The sequence below is a fragment of the Bradyrhizobium sp. 61 genome (assembly GCF_023073075.1).
Classification (GTDB): domain Bacteria; phylum Pseudomonadota; class Alphaproteobacteria; order Rhizobiales; family Xanthobacteraceae; genus Bradyrhizobium; species Bradyrhizobium barranii.
This window is the reverse complement of record NZ_JADPIU010000035.1, coordinates 221,366-237,007: the sequence shown is the minus strand read 5'-3', so window position 1 is coordinate 237,007 and position 15,642 is coordinate 221,366. Positions and strand designations below refer to the sequence as shown.

Here is a 15,642-nt window from a genome sequence, read left to right as displayed (position 1 = left end):
CGTGTAGGTTCGTTGCCAATTTGTTGCTGCCTGCAATTCGATTCTGTTGGGGATTTCAGATGCGCACTCTCACCCTGCTCGCTTCGCTGATGTGCATGGCACTGTCGGTCAGTGCCGCGAAGGCCGACCGCCGTGTCGCCTTCGTCGTCGGCAACGGCTCCTACAAGAACGTCGCACAATTGCCGAACCCGCCGATCGACGCCAAGGCGATGGCGGCGACCCTGCGCAATGTCGGCTTCGAGGTGATCGAAGGATCCAACCTCACCCGCGACCAGATGACGGAGAAGCTCCTGGACTTCGGCCGCAAGGCGCAAGGCTCCGATGTCGCAGTGTTCTACTACGCCGGCCACGGCATCGCCGTCAGCGGCAGCAACTACCTCCTGCCGGTCGACGCCGACATCAAGTCGGAGATGGACGTCAAGCTCGGCGCAGCCATCAATATCGACCTGACGCTCGAGCAGACCATGGGCGACGCCAAGGTCAAGCTCGTCTTCCTCGATGCCTGCCGCGACAATCCGTTCGCCGCCAAGATCAAGTCGAACTCGGCAACGCGCAGCGTCAACGTGCAGAGCGGTCTTGCCGAGATGAAGTCGGGCGAAGGCACGCTGATCGCGTTCGCCACCGGCCCGGGCCAGACCGCGCTCGACGGCCAGGAGGGCAACAACAGCCCGTTCACCCGCGCGCTGATCGACAACATCACCAAGCCCGGCGTCGAGATCCAGCAGGCGATGACCTCGGTGCGCGCCCAGGTCAACGAAGAGACCCGCAAGGGCCAGCTTCCCTGGGGCCACACCAACCTGATCGGCGCGGTCTATCTCAACCCGTCGCAGCAGACGCAGGTTGCCAACGCAGCCCCGACCGCTTCCGGAAACGTGCCGGCGGCAGCGAGTAGCTCCGACGGTGTCGAGCTCGAATACTGGCGCTCGGTCAAGGAATCCAACAAGCCGGAAGAGCTCAACGCCTATCTCTCGGCCTATCCGAACGGCCAGTTCAAGGCGCTGGCGCTGGCGCGGCTTGCGGCGATCAAGAGCGGCCCGTCCACGGCGACCCGCAATCTGAACTCCGGGATCGATCCCGCCACCTTCACCGACGACTCCACCCAACTCACCGAGGACCAGATTGGCCTCGACAAGGGCCAGCGCCGCGACGTGCAGCGCCGCCTGACCGGGCTCGGCTTCGACACCAAAGTGACCGGTGCCTTCACCGACGAGACCCGCTCGGTGCTGAAGCGCTGGCAGGCCGCCCGCGGTTATCCGTCGACCGGCTACCTCAACAAGCTCCAGCACAAGGCCCTGCTGTCCGAGATCGTGGCGGCCGCGCCGGCCACAGCGAGCGACGACAGCGCGAAGCCGGCCCGGCGTGCTGCCCCGGCCCAGGCCCAGAGCGGCGCACCGGTTCAGCATCGCAACAGCGGCGGCGGCGATGCCGGCGCAGCCTTCGTCGGCGGTGTCGTCGGCGGCATGATGGGCGGGATGTTCCGCCGCTGAGGCGGGACCAGATCGCAAACATAAAAAGCCCGGCTCGCGCCGGGCTTTTCGTTGCTAGTAATCCTGGGTGAACCAAGGCACGAGCGTCCGGATCCGCGGCATCGCCTGCATCGTAATGCTCGTCCGAGCCATCTCCGCGATGCGCGGCGCCAGTGATGAGAGATCGCCACGGCGGGTCACCAGAAGCAGCTCACGAAAAAATCCGGGGCCCGGCAGAGGGAGAGCGCTGACTTGACCAGCGTGAGCGAGCCCCTGCAACAGACACAGCGGCGTGGTGATCGCCACGCCCATCCCGGTGGCGACCATGGCGACCAGGCTGTCCGAGGTGTCAAACTCAAAGGCCCGCGGTGGGCGAATGCCCAAACGGCTCAGGTGGCGCTCGACCTGAGCGCCTGCATAGGAGCGTTCGCTGTACCGGACCAGGCGATGCCGGGTCAGGATCTCCCGCAAATCAAGGTCAGCAAATTCGGCTTCCAATCCGCGCGGCACCACCAGCAGATTTGGCTCGCGGTAAAACGGAAAGCGCTCGATATCATACAGGTCATCCATCGCATCGCATGTGATCGCCGCGTCGATCGTTCGGTGGACCAGCGCCTCGGCATGCGAGTGAGCAAGGCCCGACCAAACGGACAGACTCAGTGCGACCTCGCCCGTCATAAGCTCCTTGACGAGGTGTGCGCCGACCGTGGCGGCATAGGAGTCGATGAGGCCGAGCCTCAGATCGACACGCTCAGGCAGTTTCGCTGCGTCCCGGAGTGCGCTGAGTAACGTGTCAAAGTCGCGATTCAGATCGCGAACACGGCCAGCAAGGATGCGGCCCGCCCGCGTCAGTGTAAGCGGCCTCCGGCTACGGTTGAAGAACGCGACGCCGATCGAGGCCTCGGCCCGCCGCACAGCCTGAGAAACCGCTGATTGCGTCATCCCGAACTGACGGGACGCCTGAAGCATGCTGCCGGACTCCGCGACGGCAGCGACAATCTGCAAGCTTCGCAAGTCTGGAACAGGTGGCGTCATATCCACAACTTAAGCAGAAGTCATATTAACATGCAAATTGCCTTCATTATATGAATTATCCTTGTAGGAGAGCCGCATCCGAAAGCAGACTTCGGATCGTCCTAACAATTAAGCAGTCCCGATCCATGAGCGAGCAAGCGGATATTCTGGTGATCGGCCTCGGTGCCATGGGCAGCGCGGCCCTCTATCAACTGGCCAAGCGAGGGGTAAAGGCGGTTGGCCTCGATCGCTTTGCCCCGCCCCACACGATGGGATCCAGCCACGGCGAAACCCGCATCACCCGGCAGGCGGTCGGCGAAGGCCGCGATTACGTGCCCCTGGTGCTGGATACCCACCGGATCTGGCGTGAGCTCGAAGCCGAGACGTCTGCCGAGCTGCTGAACCCATGCGGCCTCGTCGTCATGGCGCCCGGTGTCGGCGAGACGTCGCACCACGGCAAACCGGATTTCGTCGCGCGCTCGATTGGGGCCGCGCGTGACTTCGGCATCGCGCATGAAGTGATCGACGGGCGAGAGGTGGCTCATCGCTTCCCGCAGTTCCTGAATCTCCAGGGCAACGAGAAGGCCTATTACGAACCCGGCGGAGGGTACGTTTTTCCGGAGCGCTGCATCAAGGCGCAGCTGACGCGCGCGGAGCAGCTCGGCGCAACGATACGCACGGGAGTCGAGGTTCTCTCGATCGCGCAGCGCGGCTCCGCTGTTCGGGTGGAAACGTCCTCGGGCACATTCGAGGCGGACCAGGTGGTGGTGTCGGCAGGCGGCTGGAATTCCCACCTGCTCGGCGCGCCGTTTGATCGCGTGCTCACGGTGAAGCGGCAGGTGCTGCATTGGTACGAGCTCGAGGATACCAGCGCGTATCGCGCCGACGCCCCTGTGTTCATCTGGATGCACGGCGCGACCGATGTCGACTACCTCTACGGCTTCCCGCCGCTGCCTGGCGATCGTCGTCTCAAGGTCGCGACCGAGCAGTACGAGACCAACACGACGGCCGACGCCATCGACCGCACCGTCGATCCCGCGGAATCGGCTGAAATGTACCGGAAGCACGTCGCGGGGCGGCTCGCCGGCGCCACGCCGCGCGTCGCGCAGGCGGCCGCCTGCATCTACACGGTGACGCCCGATCGGGGCTTCATCATCGACCGCCATCCCGACCAGGACCGGATTTGTGTCGTCTCGGCGTGCTCGGGCCACGGCTTCAAGCACTCGGCAGGTATCGGCAACGTCGTCGCCGGGATGGTGACCGACGGTCGAAGCGCGATCGACCTCAGCCCATTCTCCATCTCCCGTTTTTCGTGACGTTTGGCACGAGCCTTGTATCTTGAACAAGCGCGCTCAACGCGCGTCGTGATCACAATCCTGGAGGCGTCATCCGATGAGAGACATTGTCCGTTCCATGATGACAGGCATCGCGGCGCTGCTGATGCTTGGCAGTGCCCAAGCCGCAGATGGCGTCGATGCCATCAAGCAGCGCGGCACGTTGAATGTCGGCGTCAAGGCTGACTACAAGCCCTTCGGCTTCCGCGATCCCACGGGAAACGTGGTCGGCATCGAGCCGGATCTCGCCGCAGACATTGCCAAACGCCTCGGCGTCAAACTCGAACTCGTTCCGGTCGCGGCCTCCAACAGGATCGAATTTCTTCAGCAGGGAAAGGTCGACCTGCTGATCGCGACCATGTCGGACAGGCCGGAACGCCGTCGCGTGGTTCAAGCCATCGAGCCGCTGTACTATTCGGACTATGTGAACATCCTTCTCAACAAGAAGTCCGGCATCAAGGACTGGGCCGAGCTCAAGGGAAAACCCGTCTGTGCAACGTCGGGGGCCTGGTACAACAAGGACGTTGCCAAATCCTACGGCCCCGAAATCGTTGCGTTTGACGGCTCGGAGAAGCCTCTGTTCGCCATGAAGCAGGGCAACTGCATCGGCTATGTCTACGATCAGACCTTCCTGCAAGGCAAGCTGCTCGAGGACGAGTGGAAGGCGGACTACGACTTGCCCCTGAAAGGTATTTTGCCATCGCCATGGATGATCGCTGTCGCGCTCGACAATGCCAGCCTTCAGAAGCTGCTTGAAGATACGACAAAGGACTGGATGAAGACCGGCTTCATCGTGGCAGCGGAAAAGAAGTGGGGCATTACGCCGACCGAGTATTCGCTGCTCATGCACGAGCAATACAAGGACAAATAGACGCGCAGAGCGGAGCGCCAGATCCGTCTTGCGCTCCGAACAGGTCGAGCCAATGCACTGATACGAGGCATCGCCTCAACAGTTTGGTGTCGCGCAAAATGCACGAAATCGGCGACTGGTTTCAACGGCTCTACGAAACGACGGGGCTGAATTTCTCCGTATTCTACGATGCCTACGATTGTGACCGCTATTTCGGCGGGCTCAAGATGACGTTGCTTCTGAGTGTCACGACCATCCTGCTGAGCCTGATCATCGGCGCGGTGGGCGCCTTGCTGCAGGGCAGTCCGTCGATGCTGTTGCGGTTGCCCGTCAATGCTTTCGTGGTGGTGTTCCGCAACACGCCGCCGCTGGTCCAGATCTTCTTTTTCTATTTCGGCCTCGGCACCATGCTCCCAGCCGTCGAGGCGGCGGGCATGCGCGTTCCGCTGCTGAGCAACGTCCAATGGGCCATCATTTCGCTGTCGCTGTTCGCGGGCGCCTTCAACGTCGAAATCTTCCGCTCCGGCATCGAAGCTGTGCCGAGGACGACGCTGGAAGCCGCGGAGGCGCTCGGATACACGCGCCTCAAGGCTTACATCCATATCGTCCTTCCGCTGGCCATTCGCGTCTGCCTTCCCGCACTGAACAACAACCTCGTCAACCTGCTCAAGACGACCACCCTCGCCTACGCGATCGCCGTTCCCGAGACGCTCTATGCGGTCAAGCAGATCTGGTCGGAATCGCAGAACGTCTTCGAAATGATGGTCGTATTGCTGGCGACCTACGGCATCCTTGTCGGCGTCCTCGTCTGGCTGATGCATCGCTGGGAGCGGGCGATGCGCATCCCGGGATATGCCCGATGAAAGACGCCCAGCCCGAGCACAGGCTTGCCGTTCTTCTGCCGTATCGTCCCGCGCCGGCCCGGATATCCGTTCGGATCGGCCCGCTGGCCGCCGCGATCCTCTGTTTCTGCGCCATCATGGCCGCGTCCACCGCGTGGGCGCAGACCGGACCGGCGGTGCTGTCCCCGCTGCAAGTCATCGTGAAGTGGTCGCCGCTGCTGCTGCGCGGGTTCGCCTTCAACGTCCTGATCTCCCTGCTGGCCATGCTGCTGGGGACCATCGCCGGGCTTGGCCTGGGTCTGGGGTTGTTGTCGGAGTTTCGACCGCTCGCCGCCGTCAGCTGGCTCCTGACTCAATTCTTCCGCAACGCGCCCTGGCTGGTGCTGCTGTTCTTCGTCATGTTTCTGGTGCCCTTCCAGGTCACCCTCTTCAAGACAACCATCCCCTTACCGGACTGGATCAAGGCGACGGTGGGCTTCGCATTGCCGGTCATGGCGAATGTCGCCGAGGTCGTGCGCGGCGCCGTCCGCTCCATTCCGTCGACGCAATGGGAGGCGGCGGAATCGCTCTCGTTCACACGGCGCCAGACGATGTGGCTGATCATGCTGCCACAATGCATCAAGCGCATGCTGCCGCCCTGGATGAACGTCTATGCGCTGGTCGCGATGTCGACGGTGCTGGCATCGATCGTCGGTGTTTCGGAAATGCTCACCCTGACGGCGCAGGTGCATGCCGCCGAAGGCGGCAGGCCGGAGCTGTTCGCGCCGCTCTACGGTTTCGCGCTGCTGTGTTTCTTTCTCTACTGTTATCCGATCAACCTCTGGACCGCTCGTCTCGAGCGTCGGTTCCGCATACGCTGAGGGAGCAGAGCATGGCCACGAGCTGGACTCCGGATCAGCCCATCGTCCAATGCGTCGACGTCAGAAAGTCGTTCGGAGCTCTCGAGGTTCTGAAAGGCATCAGCCTGTCGGTCAACAAGAGCGAGGTGATCTGTATCATCGGCCCGTCCGGATCAGGAAAATCCACGCTGATCCGCTGCATCAATGCGCTGCAGCCGATCACGTCCGGCAGCATTCAGATCGAAGGCATCGAGGTGTCCGATCCCAGGCTCGACAAGCTGGCGCTTCGCCGCAAGGTCGGGATGGTGTTTCAGCAATACAATCTCTTCCCGCACAGGACGGCGCTCCAGAACGTGATGATGGCGCCGATCCATGTTCTCGGCCAGAAACGTGCCGAGGTCGAAGCGCGCGCCCGGGCGCTGCTTGCCAAGGTTCGGCTCGCGGGGAAGGAGGATACCTATCCCGGCGAGCTCTCCGGCGGACAGCAGCAGCGCGTGGCCATCGCCCGCTCGCTGGCGATGCGACCGGACATCATGCTGTTCGACGAAGTTACCGCCGCCCTCGATCCGGAAACGGTCAAGGAGGTCCTGGTCACCATCCGGGAGCTTGCCGAGGATGGCATGACATGCCTCCTCGTCACCCATGAAATGAACTTCGCGCGTGAGGTCGCCGATCACGTCTACTTCACCGACCGCGGTGTGATCGTCGAGCACGGGCCGCCGGAAGCCTTGTTTACGGCGGCCAAGGACGAGCGAACGCAGCGGTTTCTGTCGCAGGTCCTCTGAGTTCGCCGGCGCGCCGCCCTTCGGCGCCCCTGGGCAGGAGGCGCTACTTCCCCGCCGCCTTGCGCAGCGCCTCGTTGATGCGGTCCTGCCAGCCCGGACCGCCCTGCTGGAAGAACTCCAGCACGTCCTGGTCGATGCGCAGCGTGACCTGCTCCTTGATTCCCGGCGCCACGTTCGGCTTCGGTTGCGCCACGGCGACCTTGGCGGTCACCTTCTTGAACGCCGCCTCGGCCTCCGACCGCGCATCGCCAAGCGTGCGCGGCCGCCTCGGTTGATCCGTCATGTCCTAGATTCCCTCAAACAGAGCCGTCGAAAGATACCGCTCGGAGAAGGACGGCACTATAGCCAGAATGGTTTTTCCCGCAGCTTCCGGCCGCTTGCCGATCTGGAGCGCAGCTGCGATCGCCGCGCCCGAGGAGATGCCGCCGGGAATGCCCTCATGCCGCGCCAGCGCCCGGGTGGTCTCGATCGCGGTCGTCGAGTTGATCTTCACGATCTCGTCAATCACCGAGCGGTCGAGGATGTCGGGCACGAAGCCGGCGCCGATGCCCTGGATCTTGTGCGGCGTGTGCTGGCCGCCTGAGAGCACCGGGCTTTCCTCCGGCTCGACCGCCACGACCCGCAAGGACGGCTTGCGTGGCTTGAGCACCTGGCCGACGCCGGTGATGGTGCCGCCGGTACCGACGCCGGCGACGAAGAAATCGACGTTGCCGCCGGTGTCGTTCCAGATCTCCTCGGCGGTGGTGCGACGGTGCACCTCGGGATTGGCGAGGTTCTTGAACTGCTGCGGCATGACCGAATTCGGCGTCGTCTTCAGGAGCTCCTCGGCGGTCGCGATCGCGCCCTTCATGCCCTGTGCCGCCGGCGTCAGCACCAGCTCGGCGCCGAGAAAGGCCAGCATCTTGCGCCGCTCGATCGACATCGATTCCGGCATCACCAGCTTGAGCCGGTAACCGCGCGAGGCCGCGACAAAGGCGAGCGCGATGCCGGTGTTACCCGACGTCGGCTCGATCAGCACGGTGTCAGGTTTGACGATGCCGGCCTTCTCCATCGCGATGATCATGGCCGCGCCGATGCGATCCTTCACGCTCGCAGCGGGATTGAAATATTCAAGTTTTGCCAAAATCGTCGCGTTGACGCCGTGCATGCCCGGCAGCCGCTGCAAGCGCACGATCGGCGTGTCGCCAAAAGCCTCGACGATCGAAGAGTAGATCCGGCCGCGGCCGGGCTGGTGCGCTGCACCCGTGTTGGACGATGCGTCCATGATGAACTCCCTGTGACGACAATTTCTGTTTCTGCAGCGTCTCTTATGCAGTAACGGACAGCTTGGGACGACACGCAAGCGACAATGCGGCACATGTTAAATACGCTGCATCGCAAAATCGCGTGAGCTGTAATTATCAGAAAACCAACGCATTTGTGTTGCGACCTCGTCAACTGATTCGGTCTATGTTAGACTTAGGTCTCAAAGCAGAGAGGTCACCACGATGTCAGCAGTCGCTGAAGTGTTGTCGACCGTCGCACATCACCGCGCCCCGCGTTGCAGCGAGTTGCCGACCTGCGCCGTTTGCGCCGACTCGATGGTCGCCGCCGAAGCATCCGCCTACATCTCTGACCACATGATCAGCTATCTCTGGACCTGCGACAATTGCGGCTACGGCTTCGTGACCAAGCACGCCGTCAAGCAGCGGATCGTCTGCAACTGACTAGCGCGGGGCGATGTCGCCCCTCGCCCAGTCCTGGCGCGTACGCTGGTAGAACTCGTCGAATGTCCCGTGTGCGATCGCGTCCCTGATGCCCTGCATCAGGAACTGGTAATAGGCGATATTGATCTCGGAGAGCAGCATGGCGCCCAGCGTCTCGCCCGCCTTGACGAGATGATGCAGGTAGGCGCGCGCGTAGTTGCGCGCCGACGGCCAGGAACTCTCTTCGTCGAGCGGCCGCGGATCGTCGGCGTGGCGCGCGTTGCGCAAATTGACCTGGCCGAAGCGCGTGAAGGCAACGCCATGACGGCCATTGCGCGTCGGCATCACGCAATCGAACATGTCGATGCCGCGCTTGACCGCTTCGAGGATGTCATCGGGCGTGCCGACGCCCATCAAATAGCGCGGCCGCTCTCTCGGCAGCATCGGTGCGGTCTCGTCGATCATCGCCAGCATCACCGCCTGCGGCTCGCCGACGGCAAGTCCGCCGATCGCATAGCCGTGGAAGCCGATTGCGACGAGGCCTTCGGCGCTGGCGTGACGAAGCTGCGGTACGTCGCCGCCCTGTACGATGCCGAACAGCATGTAACCGTCGGGCGCACTTTCGAATGCGCGCTTGCTTCGCTCGGCCCAGCGCAGCGACAGCCGCATCGCCCGTTCGATGTCGTCCCGCTCGGCCGGCAGCCGCACGCATTCGTCCATCTGCATGGCAATGTCGGAGCCTAGGAAGCGCTGCACCTCGATCGAGCGCTCCGGTGACAGCTCGACCTTGGCGCCGTCGATATGCGAACGGAATGTGACGGCGTTCTCGGTGACCTTGCGCAGGTCCGACAGCGACATCACCTGGAAGCCGCCGGAATCCGTCAGCATCGGCCCGTTCCAGCCGGTGAACCGCTGCAGGCCGCCGAGCGCCGAGATCCGCTCGGCGCCGGGACGCAGCATCAGATGATAGGTGTTGCCGAGCACGATGTCGGCGCCGGCCTCGCGCACCTCGCGCCAGTGCATGCCCTTCATGGCGCCGGCGGTTCCGACCGGCATGAAGGCCGGCGTCCGCACCACGCCATGCGGCGTGGTCAGGCGCCCGGTGCGCGCGGCGCCATCGGTGGCGAGCAGTTCGAAATGATTGGGTAGACCGGTATCGGGAAGATTCATGGTCGTGCTTATTGCGTGTCGGAAGAGACTGATCAACCCGCTCGGACCACGCCGGAGCCGGCTTGTGGCTCAGAGCGGGACACATTTGACGCCGACTTGATCGCCCGGCGCGCTTGTCAAACAAAACGATACAGTGTAGTTTTTGCGCGGGGCTGGACGAGATGCCGCGGTGAATTTTGCCGGCGGCAGTATTTGCGTGATCGCCAGCCACCGACAATGCCCTCCGCTTCATGTTCGACCGAAATGTCCGGCCCCTCGCGCGGCTGGATCAGACAGACAGGCGCCCGCCTGACCGGATTCCTGGTTCTGGCGTGCAGCCTGGCACTCGGCGCCTGCACCTCCCTGCCCCGCACGCCCTATACGGCCGCCGAGGCCAGCACGTCGCGCGTGCTCGATATCGACGGCTTGCGCCGCTACGCCGACGAGCCCGTCACGAAATTCAGCTTCGAGAAGGACACCAGCACCGCCACGAAGTCCTATCTGGCGCTCTCCGGCGGCGGCGCCGATGGCGCCTACGGCGTCGGCGTGCTCAACGGCTGGACCACGGCGCGCACCCGGCCGACCTTCTCGGTCGTCTCGGGCGTGAGCACCGGCGGTCTGATCGCACCGTTTGCGTATCTCGGCTCGCAGTATGACGACACGCTCAGGGAGCTCTACACCAGCGGCATCGCGGAGAGCCTCCTAAGCGATCCCAGCATCATGCGTGTGCTGTTCGGATCCGGCCTGTTCGGCAACACGCGGCTGCGCGAGCTCGTCGCCCGCTATGTCGGGCCGGAGATCATGGCACAGGTTGCGCGTGAAAATGCCAAGGGCCGAAAGCTGCTGGTGGTGACCACCGATCTCGACACCCAGCGGACCGCCATCTGGGACATGGGCAAGATCGCAGCGGTCGGAACACCCGAGGCGCTAAAACTGTTTCGCGACGTGATGGCGGCTTCCGCCAGCATTCCCCTGGTGTTTCCGCCGATCATGATCGACGCCGAAGGCGAGGGCCGCAGATTTCAGGAGATGCATGTCGACGGCGGCGTGACGGCGCCGGTGCTGACGCTGCCGGAAGCCCTGCTCTCCCAGGACCGCCTGCCCGGCAACGCGCGGATGAACATCTACATCCTCGTCAACAAGAAGATCGAACGCAATTTCGAGCTCGTGTCCAACAGCACCATCGACGTCGCCTCGCGCAGCCTGTCGTCGATCACCCAGTCGCAGACGCGCTCGATCATCTTCTCGACCTATGATTTCGCCAAGCGCAACAATCTCGGCTTCCACCTCTCCTACATCGCACGCGATTATCCCGCGCCGCCTTCGGAAGGGTTCGACACCGCCTATATGCGGGCGCTGTATCAGTACGGATATGAGAAGGCCGCCTCCGGCCAGGCCTGGACTTCGAAGCTGCCGTGATCTCTCGTGACGGAACGAGACCGCGCCGAAACCGTTGACGATATGGCCAATTCGGCCAGATTCGCGATGACGCCCCCGCTCCTGCGCGATATAGAGCAAATGACGACGATTAGAAGCGCGCAGGAATCATTGGGCATGGGATTGACTGCGACCAGGACAAAACCGGCGGCGCCACGGCGCGAGGTACCGAAATCACGCGGCGGCCGTCCGACGAAAACCGCTGCGATCGAGCGCGATCAGCGGCTGATCGAGGTCGCCACCCGCCTGTTCCTGGATCGCGGCTTCGACGCGACCTCGCTCGACGCGGTCGCGGAAGCGGCCCGGGTCAGCAAACCCACCGTCTATTCCCGTTACGGGGACAAGCGCGGCCTGTTTGCCGCCGTGCTGAGGCGCGAAATCGCGCGCTGGCTTGCGCCACTATCGGCAGCCGCCGAGACGCAGCTCTCCAGCGCCTCGGACATTTCGGTCGAGCAGCGGCTGGTCGAGATCGGGCGCGAGATGCTGACCTTCACCTGCGGGCCCGATGCCGTCGCATTCAGCCGCATGATGACGTCGCAGGCCATCAACTTCCCCGACATCGCCAAGCTCGGCAAGGAGGAAGGCTGGCTGAAGGCCGTCGCCACCACGGCCCGCTTCTTCGACCGTCTGGTGGCGCAGGGCGCACTCGACGTCGACGACACCACGATCGCGGCAGAGGTGTTCCTCGACGTCGTCGTCGGTCACACCCACCGCCTGGCGACGTTCGGCACGGCGCTGGAATTGAAGGCCGCCGAGAAGCGCATGCGCGCGGCGATCAAGCTGTTCCTGGCCGGTGCGCTGGGACCAGCAGACCGCATCCAGAGCCCCGCAAAGGGCACACAGCGGCGGCGCCCGTCCCGCTGACAATTCCGTGAGGTCGCGACGTTTCCCCTTCGAGGTTACGCCCGCGTCGTTGACCAAAACAAAACGATACGGTATGGTTTCGTTATAAGCGATACGGACCGCTTTTTCACCAGCCCCAAAGGGGTCCGTACCGCCGAAGATCGCCGTGCCGGGTCCAGCCCGCTGCGACGCTCCGCGGCCGGCCGATGCCCAAGGTCGGCCGCGAATTCTTTACGATCATCCGGCACACTCGCTGGCCGAGGGTTTCGAGCATGACGACAGCCAAACGATTGACCGCGCGATTACTTGCGATCGCCTTGCCCGCGCTGCTCCTTGCCGCGCCGGCGCGAGCGATCGTCACCACGGGCACGCCAACCGCGCTTCACGGCGACACAGATGGTGATGCTGAAGCAGACCGCCAAGCGGTCAGCCGCGAAATCGAACGATTCCGCAGCTCGTCGATCTCGATCGGCCAGGCCATGGCGATTGCGGAAGCCCGTCATGCCGGTGCCACGACGGCGGATGTGAGTTTCGACGGAGCCTCCGGCGTGCCGGTCTACCGGGTGAAGACCCTGCACAACGACCGCATCTGGCGCCACACCATCAATGCCGCCACCGGCGAGCTCGTCGGCGGGGAAGCCGCCCTCCCCCTCGCCGAACTCGATCTCGACGACCGCAGCAACCTCGCAGCGCTCGGTGCCATCAAGCACCGCCTTGCGGATGCCGTGCACGTCGCCGAACGTGCCGCCTCGGGCAAGGCGATCAGCGGCGGACTGGTGCGCGAACGCGGCCGGCTGAATTTCGCGATCGTCGTCATCAGCGGCGACAACCTCAAGGAGGTCATCCTGGAGCCGCCGGGCGTCCGGGCGAAATAGCGGCGGCCACAATCCCGCCGAAAAGCCATTGACGGGCGCGAAACTCTCCCGCATAAGTCGCCGCCATGTTCACGACCACCAAACGCACGACTAAAACCACCACGGCCTTCGGGGCCCGGGGAGGCGTGCGCGCGTAGGTCGTCGACTTAAACGCAATCCACTCTACCGAAGCTCCGACCTCTGGTCCGGGGCTTTTTTGTTGTCTTCAGCTCAATGCAATGGAGGAGAATGTGAGTAACGATCCCGTCGTCGCGATTGTCGGCGTCACCGGTGCGGTGGGCGCCGAATTCATCGCCACCATGGACAAGCGCGGCTTTCGCGTCGGCAAGCTCAAGGCGCTCGCAAGCGCCCGCTCGGCCGGCAAGACGGTGTCGTTCCGCGGGCAGGACGTCGTCATCGAGGAATTGACCGAGCGCGCCTTCGAGGGCGTCGACATCGCGCTGTTCTCGGCCGGCGGCAGCATCTCCAAGAAGTTCGCGCCAATCGCTGTCAAGGCCGGCGCCGTCGTGGTCGACAACTCGTCGGCCTTCCGGATGGACCCCAACGTGCCGCTGGTGATCCCCGAGATCAACGCCAACCGGATCCGCGACCACAAGGGCATCATCGCCAACCCGAACTGCGCCGCCATCACCGCGCTGGTGCCGCTCTGGCCGATCCACCAGACGAACCGCATCAAGCGCGTCATCATCTCGACCTACCAGGCGGCCTCCGGCGCCGGCGCCGCCGCGATGGACGAGCTCGTCGAGTCCACTCGCGCCAATCTCAACGGGCAGGTCTATACGCCCAAGGTCATGCCGCACCCCTACGCCTTCAATCTTTTCAATCACAACACGGCCGTCGACCCTGAAACCGGCTACAACGACGAAGAGACCAAGGTCATCAAGGAAACCCGCAAGATCTTCGAGGACGAGAAGATCGCGATCGGCGTCACCTGCGTCCGCGTGCCGGTGCTGCGCGCCCATTGCGAGGCCATCACCTTCGAATGCGAGAAGCCGATCAGCGAGGACCAGGTCCGTGCCATCATGGCGCAGGCGCCCGGCGTGAAGCTCGTCGACGACCGCGTGAAGAACTACTTCCCGATGCCGATCGACGCTTCGGGCCAGGACGACGTCCTGGTCGGCCGCATCCGCAAGGATCTCAGCGATCCCTCAGGGCATTCGATCTCGATGTTCGTGGCGGCCGACCAGCTGCTCAAGGGCGCCGCGCTGAACGCGGTGCAGATCGCGGAGTTGTTGCCGCAGCGCGTGATGGCGTAGCCGGTGTCGTAGGGTGGGCAAAGCGAAGCGTGCCCACCAATCGACCTGAAATATGCGGATAGATGGTGGGCACGGCGCTACGCGCCTTTGCCCACCCTACGGCTCCGCGCAAAACAACAAGCACGCATCCCCGTACGAATAGAACCGGTACCCTTTCGCGATCGCGTGCGCATACGCCTGCTGCATCGCCTCGAGCCCGGAGAACGCCGACACCAGCATGAACAGCGTCGACTTCGGCAAATGGAAATTGGTCAGCAGGATATCGACGGCACGGAAGCGATATCCGGGGGTGATGAAGATCGACGTCTCGGCCGCGAACGGCTGGATGGTGCCGTCCTCGCCGGCCGCGCTTTCGAGCAGCCGCAGTGACGTCGTGCCGACGGCGATGATGCGGCCGCCGTTCTGCCGTGCGGTGTTGAGCCGCTCCGCCGTCTCGGCCGAGATCGTGCCCCACTCAGCATGCATCTTGTGGCCTTCGGTGTCGTCCACCTTCACCGGCAGAAACGTTCCGGCACCGACGTGCAGCGTGACGCGGTTGATGCCGACGCCGCGGTCGCGCAGCGCCTGCTCCAGCGCCGGGGTGAAATGCAGGCCCGCGGTGGGAGCCGCGACGGCGCCTTCGTTCGCAGCGAACATGGTCTGGTAGTCCGCGAGGTCCTGATCGTCGGGCGTGCGCTTCGAGGCGATATAGGGCGGCAGCGGCGGGCTGCCGAGATCTTCGATCGCCTGATCCAGCGCCGGGCCGTGAAACGAGAATGACAGTGTCACTTCACCATCGGTGCCCTTGGCCTCGACCTCGGCGTCGAGATGGCCGAGCAGGCAAACCTTGCCCTCGTTGCCGAAGCGGATGCGGTCGCCTGCCACGAGCTTTTTTGCCGGCTTCACCAGCGCCTGCCAGCGCGAGCCGTCGAGGCGCTTGATCAGCGTCGCTTCGATCTTGGGCTCGGTCTCGCGGCCGATGCGGCGGCCCTTGAGCTGCGCCGCGATCACCTTGGTGTCGTTGACGACGAGCTGGTCGCCCGCCTTCAGCCATTGCGTCAGGTCGGTGATGATCTGGTCGCGCAGCGCGCCGCCTTCCACGACCAGCATCTTCGCGGAGTCGCGCGGGCTCGCCGGGCGCAACGCGATGCGCTCGGCGGGCAGATCGAAATCGAACAGATCAGTGCGCATGTCGGGCTCAGCGCCACGCAGTCAGACCCTCATGGTGAGGAGGCGCGTAGCGCCGTCTCGAACCATGAAGGGCCTTCATCCTTCGAGACGCGCGTTC

General features: G+C 63.9%; 16 protein-coding genes. 11 read left to right on the top strand and 5 right to left on the bottom strand.

Annotated elements, in window-relative coordinates; translation table 11 throughout:
* Positions 1 to 59: 59 nt before the first annotated feature.
* Positions 60 to 1,487 carry a caspase family protein gene (locus IVB46_RS11520; protein WP_247305516.1) on the top strand — a complete coding sequence of 476 codons (1,428 nt, stop codon included), beginning with the start codon at positions 60 to 62 and terminating at the stop codon, positions 1,485 to 1,487.
* A 54-nt stretch (positions 1,488 to 1,541) separates the two neighbouring features.
* Here IVB46_RS11520 and IVB46_RS11515 read toward each other — a convergent pair whose 3' ends face one another.
* Positions 1,542 to 2,501: a LysR family transcriptional regulator gene (locus IVB46_RS11515; RefSeq protein WP_063986358.1), complete on the bottom strand. Its 960-nt coding sequence runs from the start codon at positions 2,499 to 2,501 to the stop codon at positions 1,542 to 1,544.
* A gap of 125 nt (positions 2,502 to 2,626) precedes the next feature.
* On the opposite strand from IVB46_RS11515, the gene solA reads away from it, so the two are divergent.
* From solA to IVB46_RS11490, 5 genes are all read left to right on the top strand, one after another.
* On the top strand, positions 2,627 to 3,796 hold the full coding sequence (gene solA, locus IVB46_RS11510) for an N-methyl-L-tryptophan oxidase (protein WP_247305513.1): 1,170 nt from the start codon (positions 2,627 to 2,629) through the stop codon (positions 3,794 to 3,796).
* 76 nt (positions 3,797 to 3,872) lie between these two features.
* Positions 3,873 to 4,685: a transporter substrate-binding domain-containing protein gene (locus tag IVB46_RS11505; RefSeq protein WP_028152112.1), complete on the top strand. Its 813-nt coding sequence runs from the start codon at positions 3,873 to 3,875 to the stop codon at positions 4,683 to 4,685.
* 98 nt (positions 4,686 to 4,783) lie between these two features.
* Positions 4,784 to 5,527 carry an amino acid ABC transporter permease gene (locus tag IVB46_RS11500; protein ID WP_247305510.1) on the top strand — a complete coding sequence of 248 codons (744 nt, stop codon included), beginning with the start codon at positions 4,784 to 4,786 and terminating at the stop codon, positions 5,525 to 5,527.
* Entirely contained in the window at positions 5,524 to 6,366 is an 843-nt protein-coding gene (locus IVB46_RS11495; protein ID WP_247305505.1) for an ABC transporter permease subunit, read from the top strand. The genes IVB46_RS11500 and IVB46_RS11495 overlap by 4 nt, the downstream gene beginning before the upstream one ends.
* Before the next feature lie 11 nt (positions 6,367 to 6,377).
* The gene (locus tag IVB46_RS11490) at positions 6,378 to 7,130 is read left to right on the top strand and encodes an amino acid ABC transporter ATP-binding protein (protein WP_247305502.1); all 753 of its coding nucleotides are present in this window, start codon (positions 6,378 to 6,380) and stop codon (positions 7,128 to 7,130) included.
* Between the two features lie 43 nt (positions 7,131 to 7,173).
* On the opposite strand, the gene IVB46_RS11485 is transcribed toward IVB46_RS11490, so the two are convergent.
* On the bottom strand, positions 7,174 to 7,413 hold the full coding sequence (locus IVB46_RS11485) for a BrnA antitoxin family protein (RefSeq protein ID WP_247305499.1): 240 nt from the start codon (positions 7,411 to 7,413) through the stop codon (positions 7,174 to 7,176).
* A 3-nt stretch (positions 7,414 to 7,416) separates the two neighbouring features.
* On the bottom strand, positions 7,417 to 8,394 hold the full coding sequence (gene cysK, locus IVB46_RS11480) for a cysteine synthase A (RefSeq protein WP_085404706.1): 978 nt from the start codon (positions 8,392 to 8,394) through the stop codon (positions 7,417 to 7,419).
* Positions 8,395 to 8,617: 223 nt separating this feature from the next.
* Here cysK and IVB46_RS11475 point away from each other — a divergent pair, with 223 nt between their 5' ends.
* Positions 8,618 to 8,836 (top strand): hypothetical protein, encoded by a 219-nt coding sequence (locus IVB46_RS11475; RefSeq protein WP_028152106.1) that lies wholly within the window; start codon positions 8,618 to 8,620, stop codon positions 8,834 to 8,836.
* Here IVB46_RS11475 and tgt read toward each other — a convergent pair whose 3' ends face one another.
* Positions 8,837 to 9,985 carry a tRNA guanosine(34) transglycosylase Tgt gene (gene tgt / locus IVB46_RS11470; RefSeq protein WP_038932997.1) on the bottom strand — a complete coding sequence of 383 codons (1,149 nt, stop codon included), beginning with the start codon at positions 9,983 to 9,985 and terminating at the stop codon, positions 8,837 to 8,839. It lies immediately after the preceding gene.
* A gap of 243 nt (positions 9,986 to 10,228) precedes the next feature.
* Here tgt and IVB46_RS11465 point away from each other — a divergent pair, with 243 nt between their 5' ends.
* The 4 genes from IVB46_RS11465 (at position 10,229) to IVB46_RS11450 (ending at position 14,375) form a co-directional block, all read left to right on the top strand.
* A complete protein-coding gene (locus tag IVB46_RS11465; protein WP_247305496.1) occupies positions 10,229 to 11,383 on the top strand; it encodes a patatin-like phospholipase family protein in 1,155 nt (384 codons plus the stop codon).
* A gap of 135 nt (positions 11,384 to 11,518) precedes the next feature.
* Complete coding sequence (locus tag IVB46_RS11460; RefSeq protein WP_247305493.1) at positions 11,519 to 12,265, top strand: TetR/AcrR family transcriptional regulator; 747 nt, start codon at positions 11,519 to 11,521, stop codon at positions 12,263 to 12,265.
* Between the two features lie 251 nt (positions 12,266 to 12,516).
* On the top strand, positions 12,517 to 13,119 hold the full coding sequence (locus tag IVB46_RS11455) for a PepSY domain-containing protein (RefSeq protein WP_247305475.1): 603 nt from the start codon (positions 12,517 to 12,519) through the stop codon (positions 13,117 to 13,119).
* 218 nt (positions 13,120 to 13,337) lie between these two features.
* On the top strand, positions 13,338 to 14,375 hold the full coding sequence (locus IVB46_RS11450) for an aspartate-semialdehyde dehydrogenase (protein ID WP_247305473.1): 1,038 nt from the start codon (positions 13,338 to 13,340) through the stop codon (positions 14,373 to 14,375).
* Between the two features lie 96 nt (positions 14,376 to 14,471).
* Here IVB46_RS11450 and queA read toward each other — a convergent pair whose 3' ends face one another.
* Complete coding sequence (gene queA, locus IVB46_RS11445) at positions 14,472 to 15,545, bottom strand: tRNA preQ1(34) S-adenosylmethionine ribosyltransferase-isomerase QueA (protein ID WP_247305463.1); 1,074 nt, start codon at positions 15,543 to 15,545, stop codon at positions 14,472 to 14,474.
* Positions 15,546 to 15,642 lie beyond the last annotated feature (97 nt).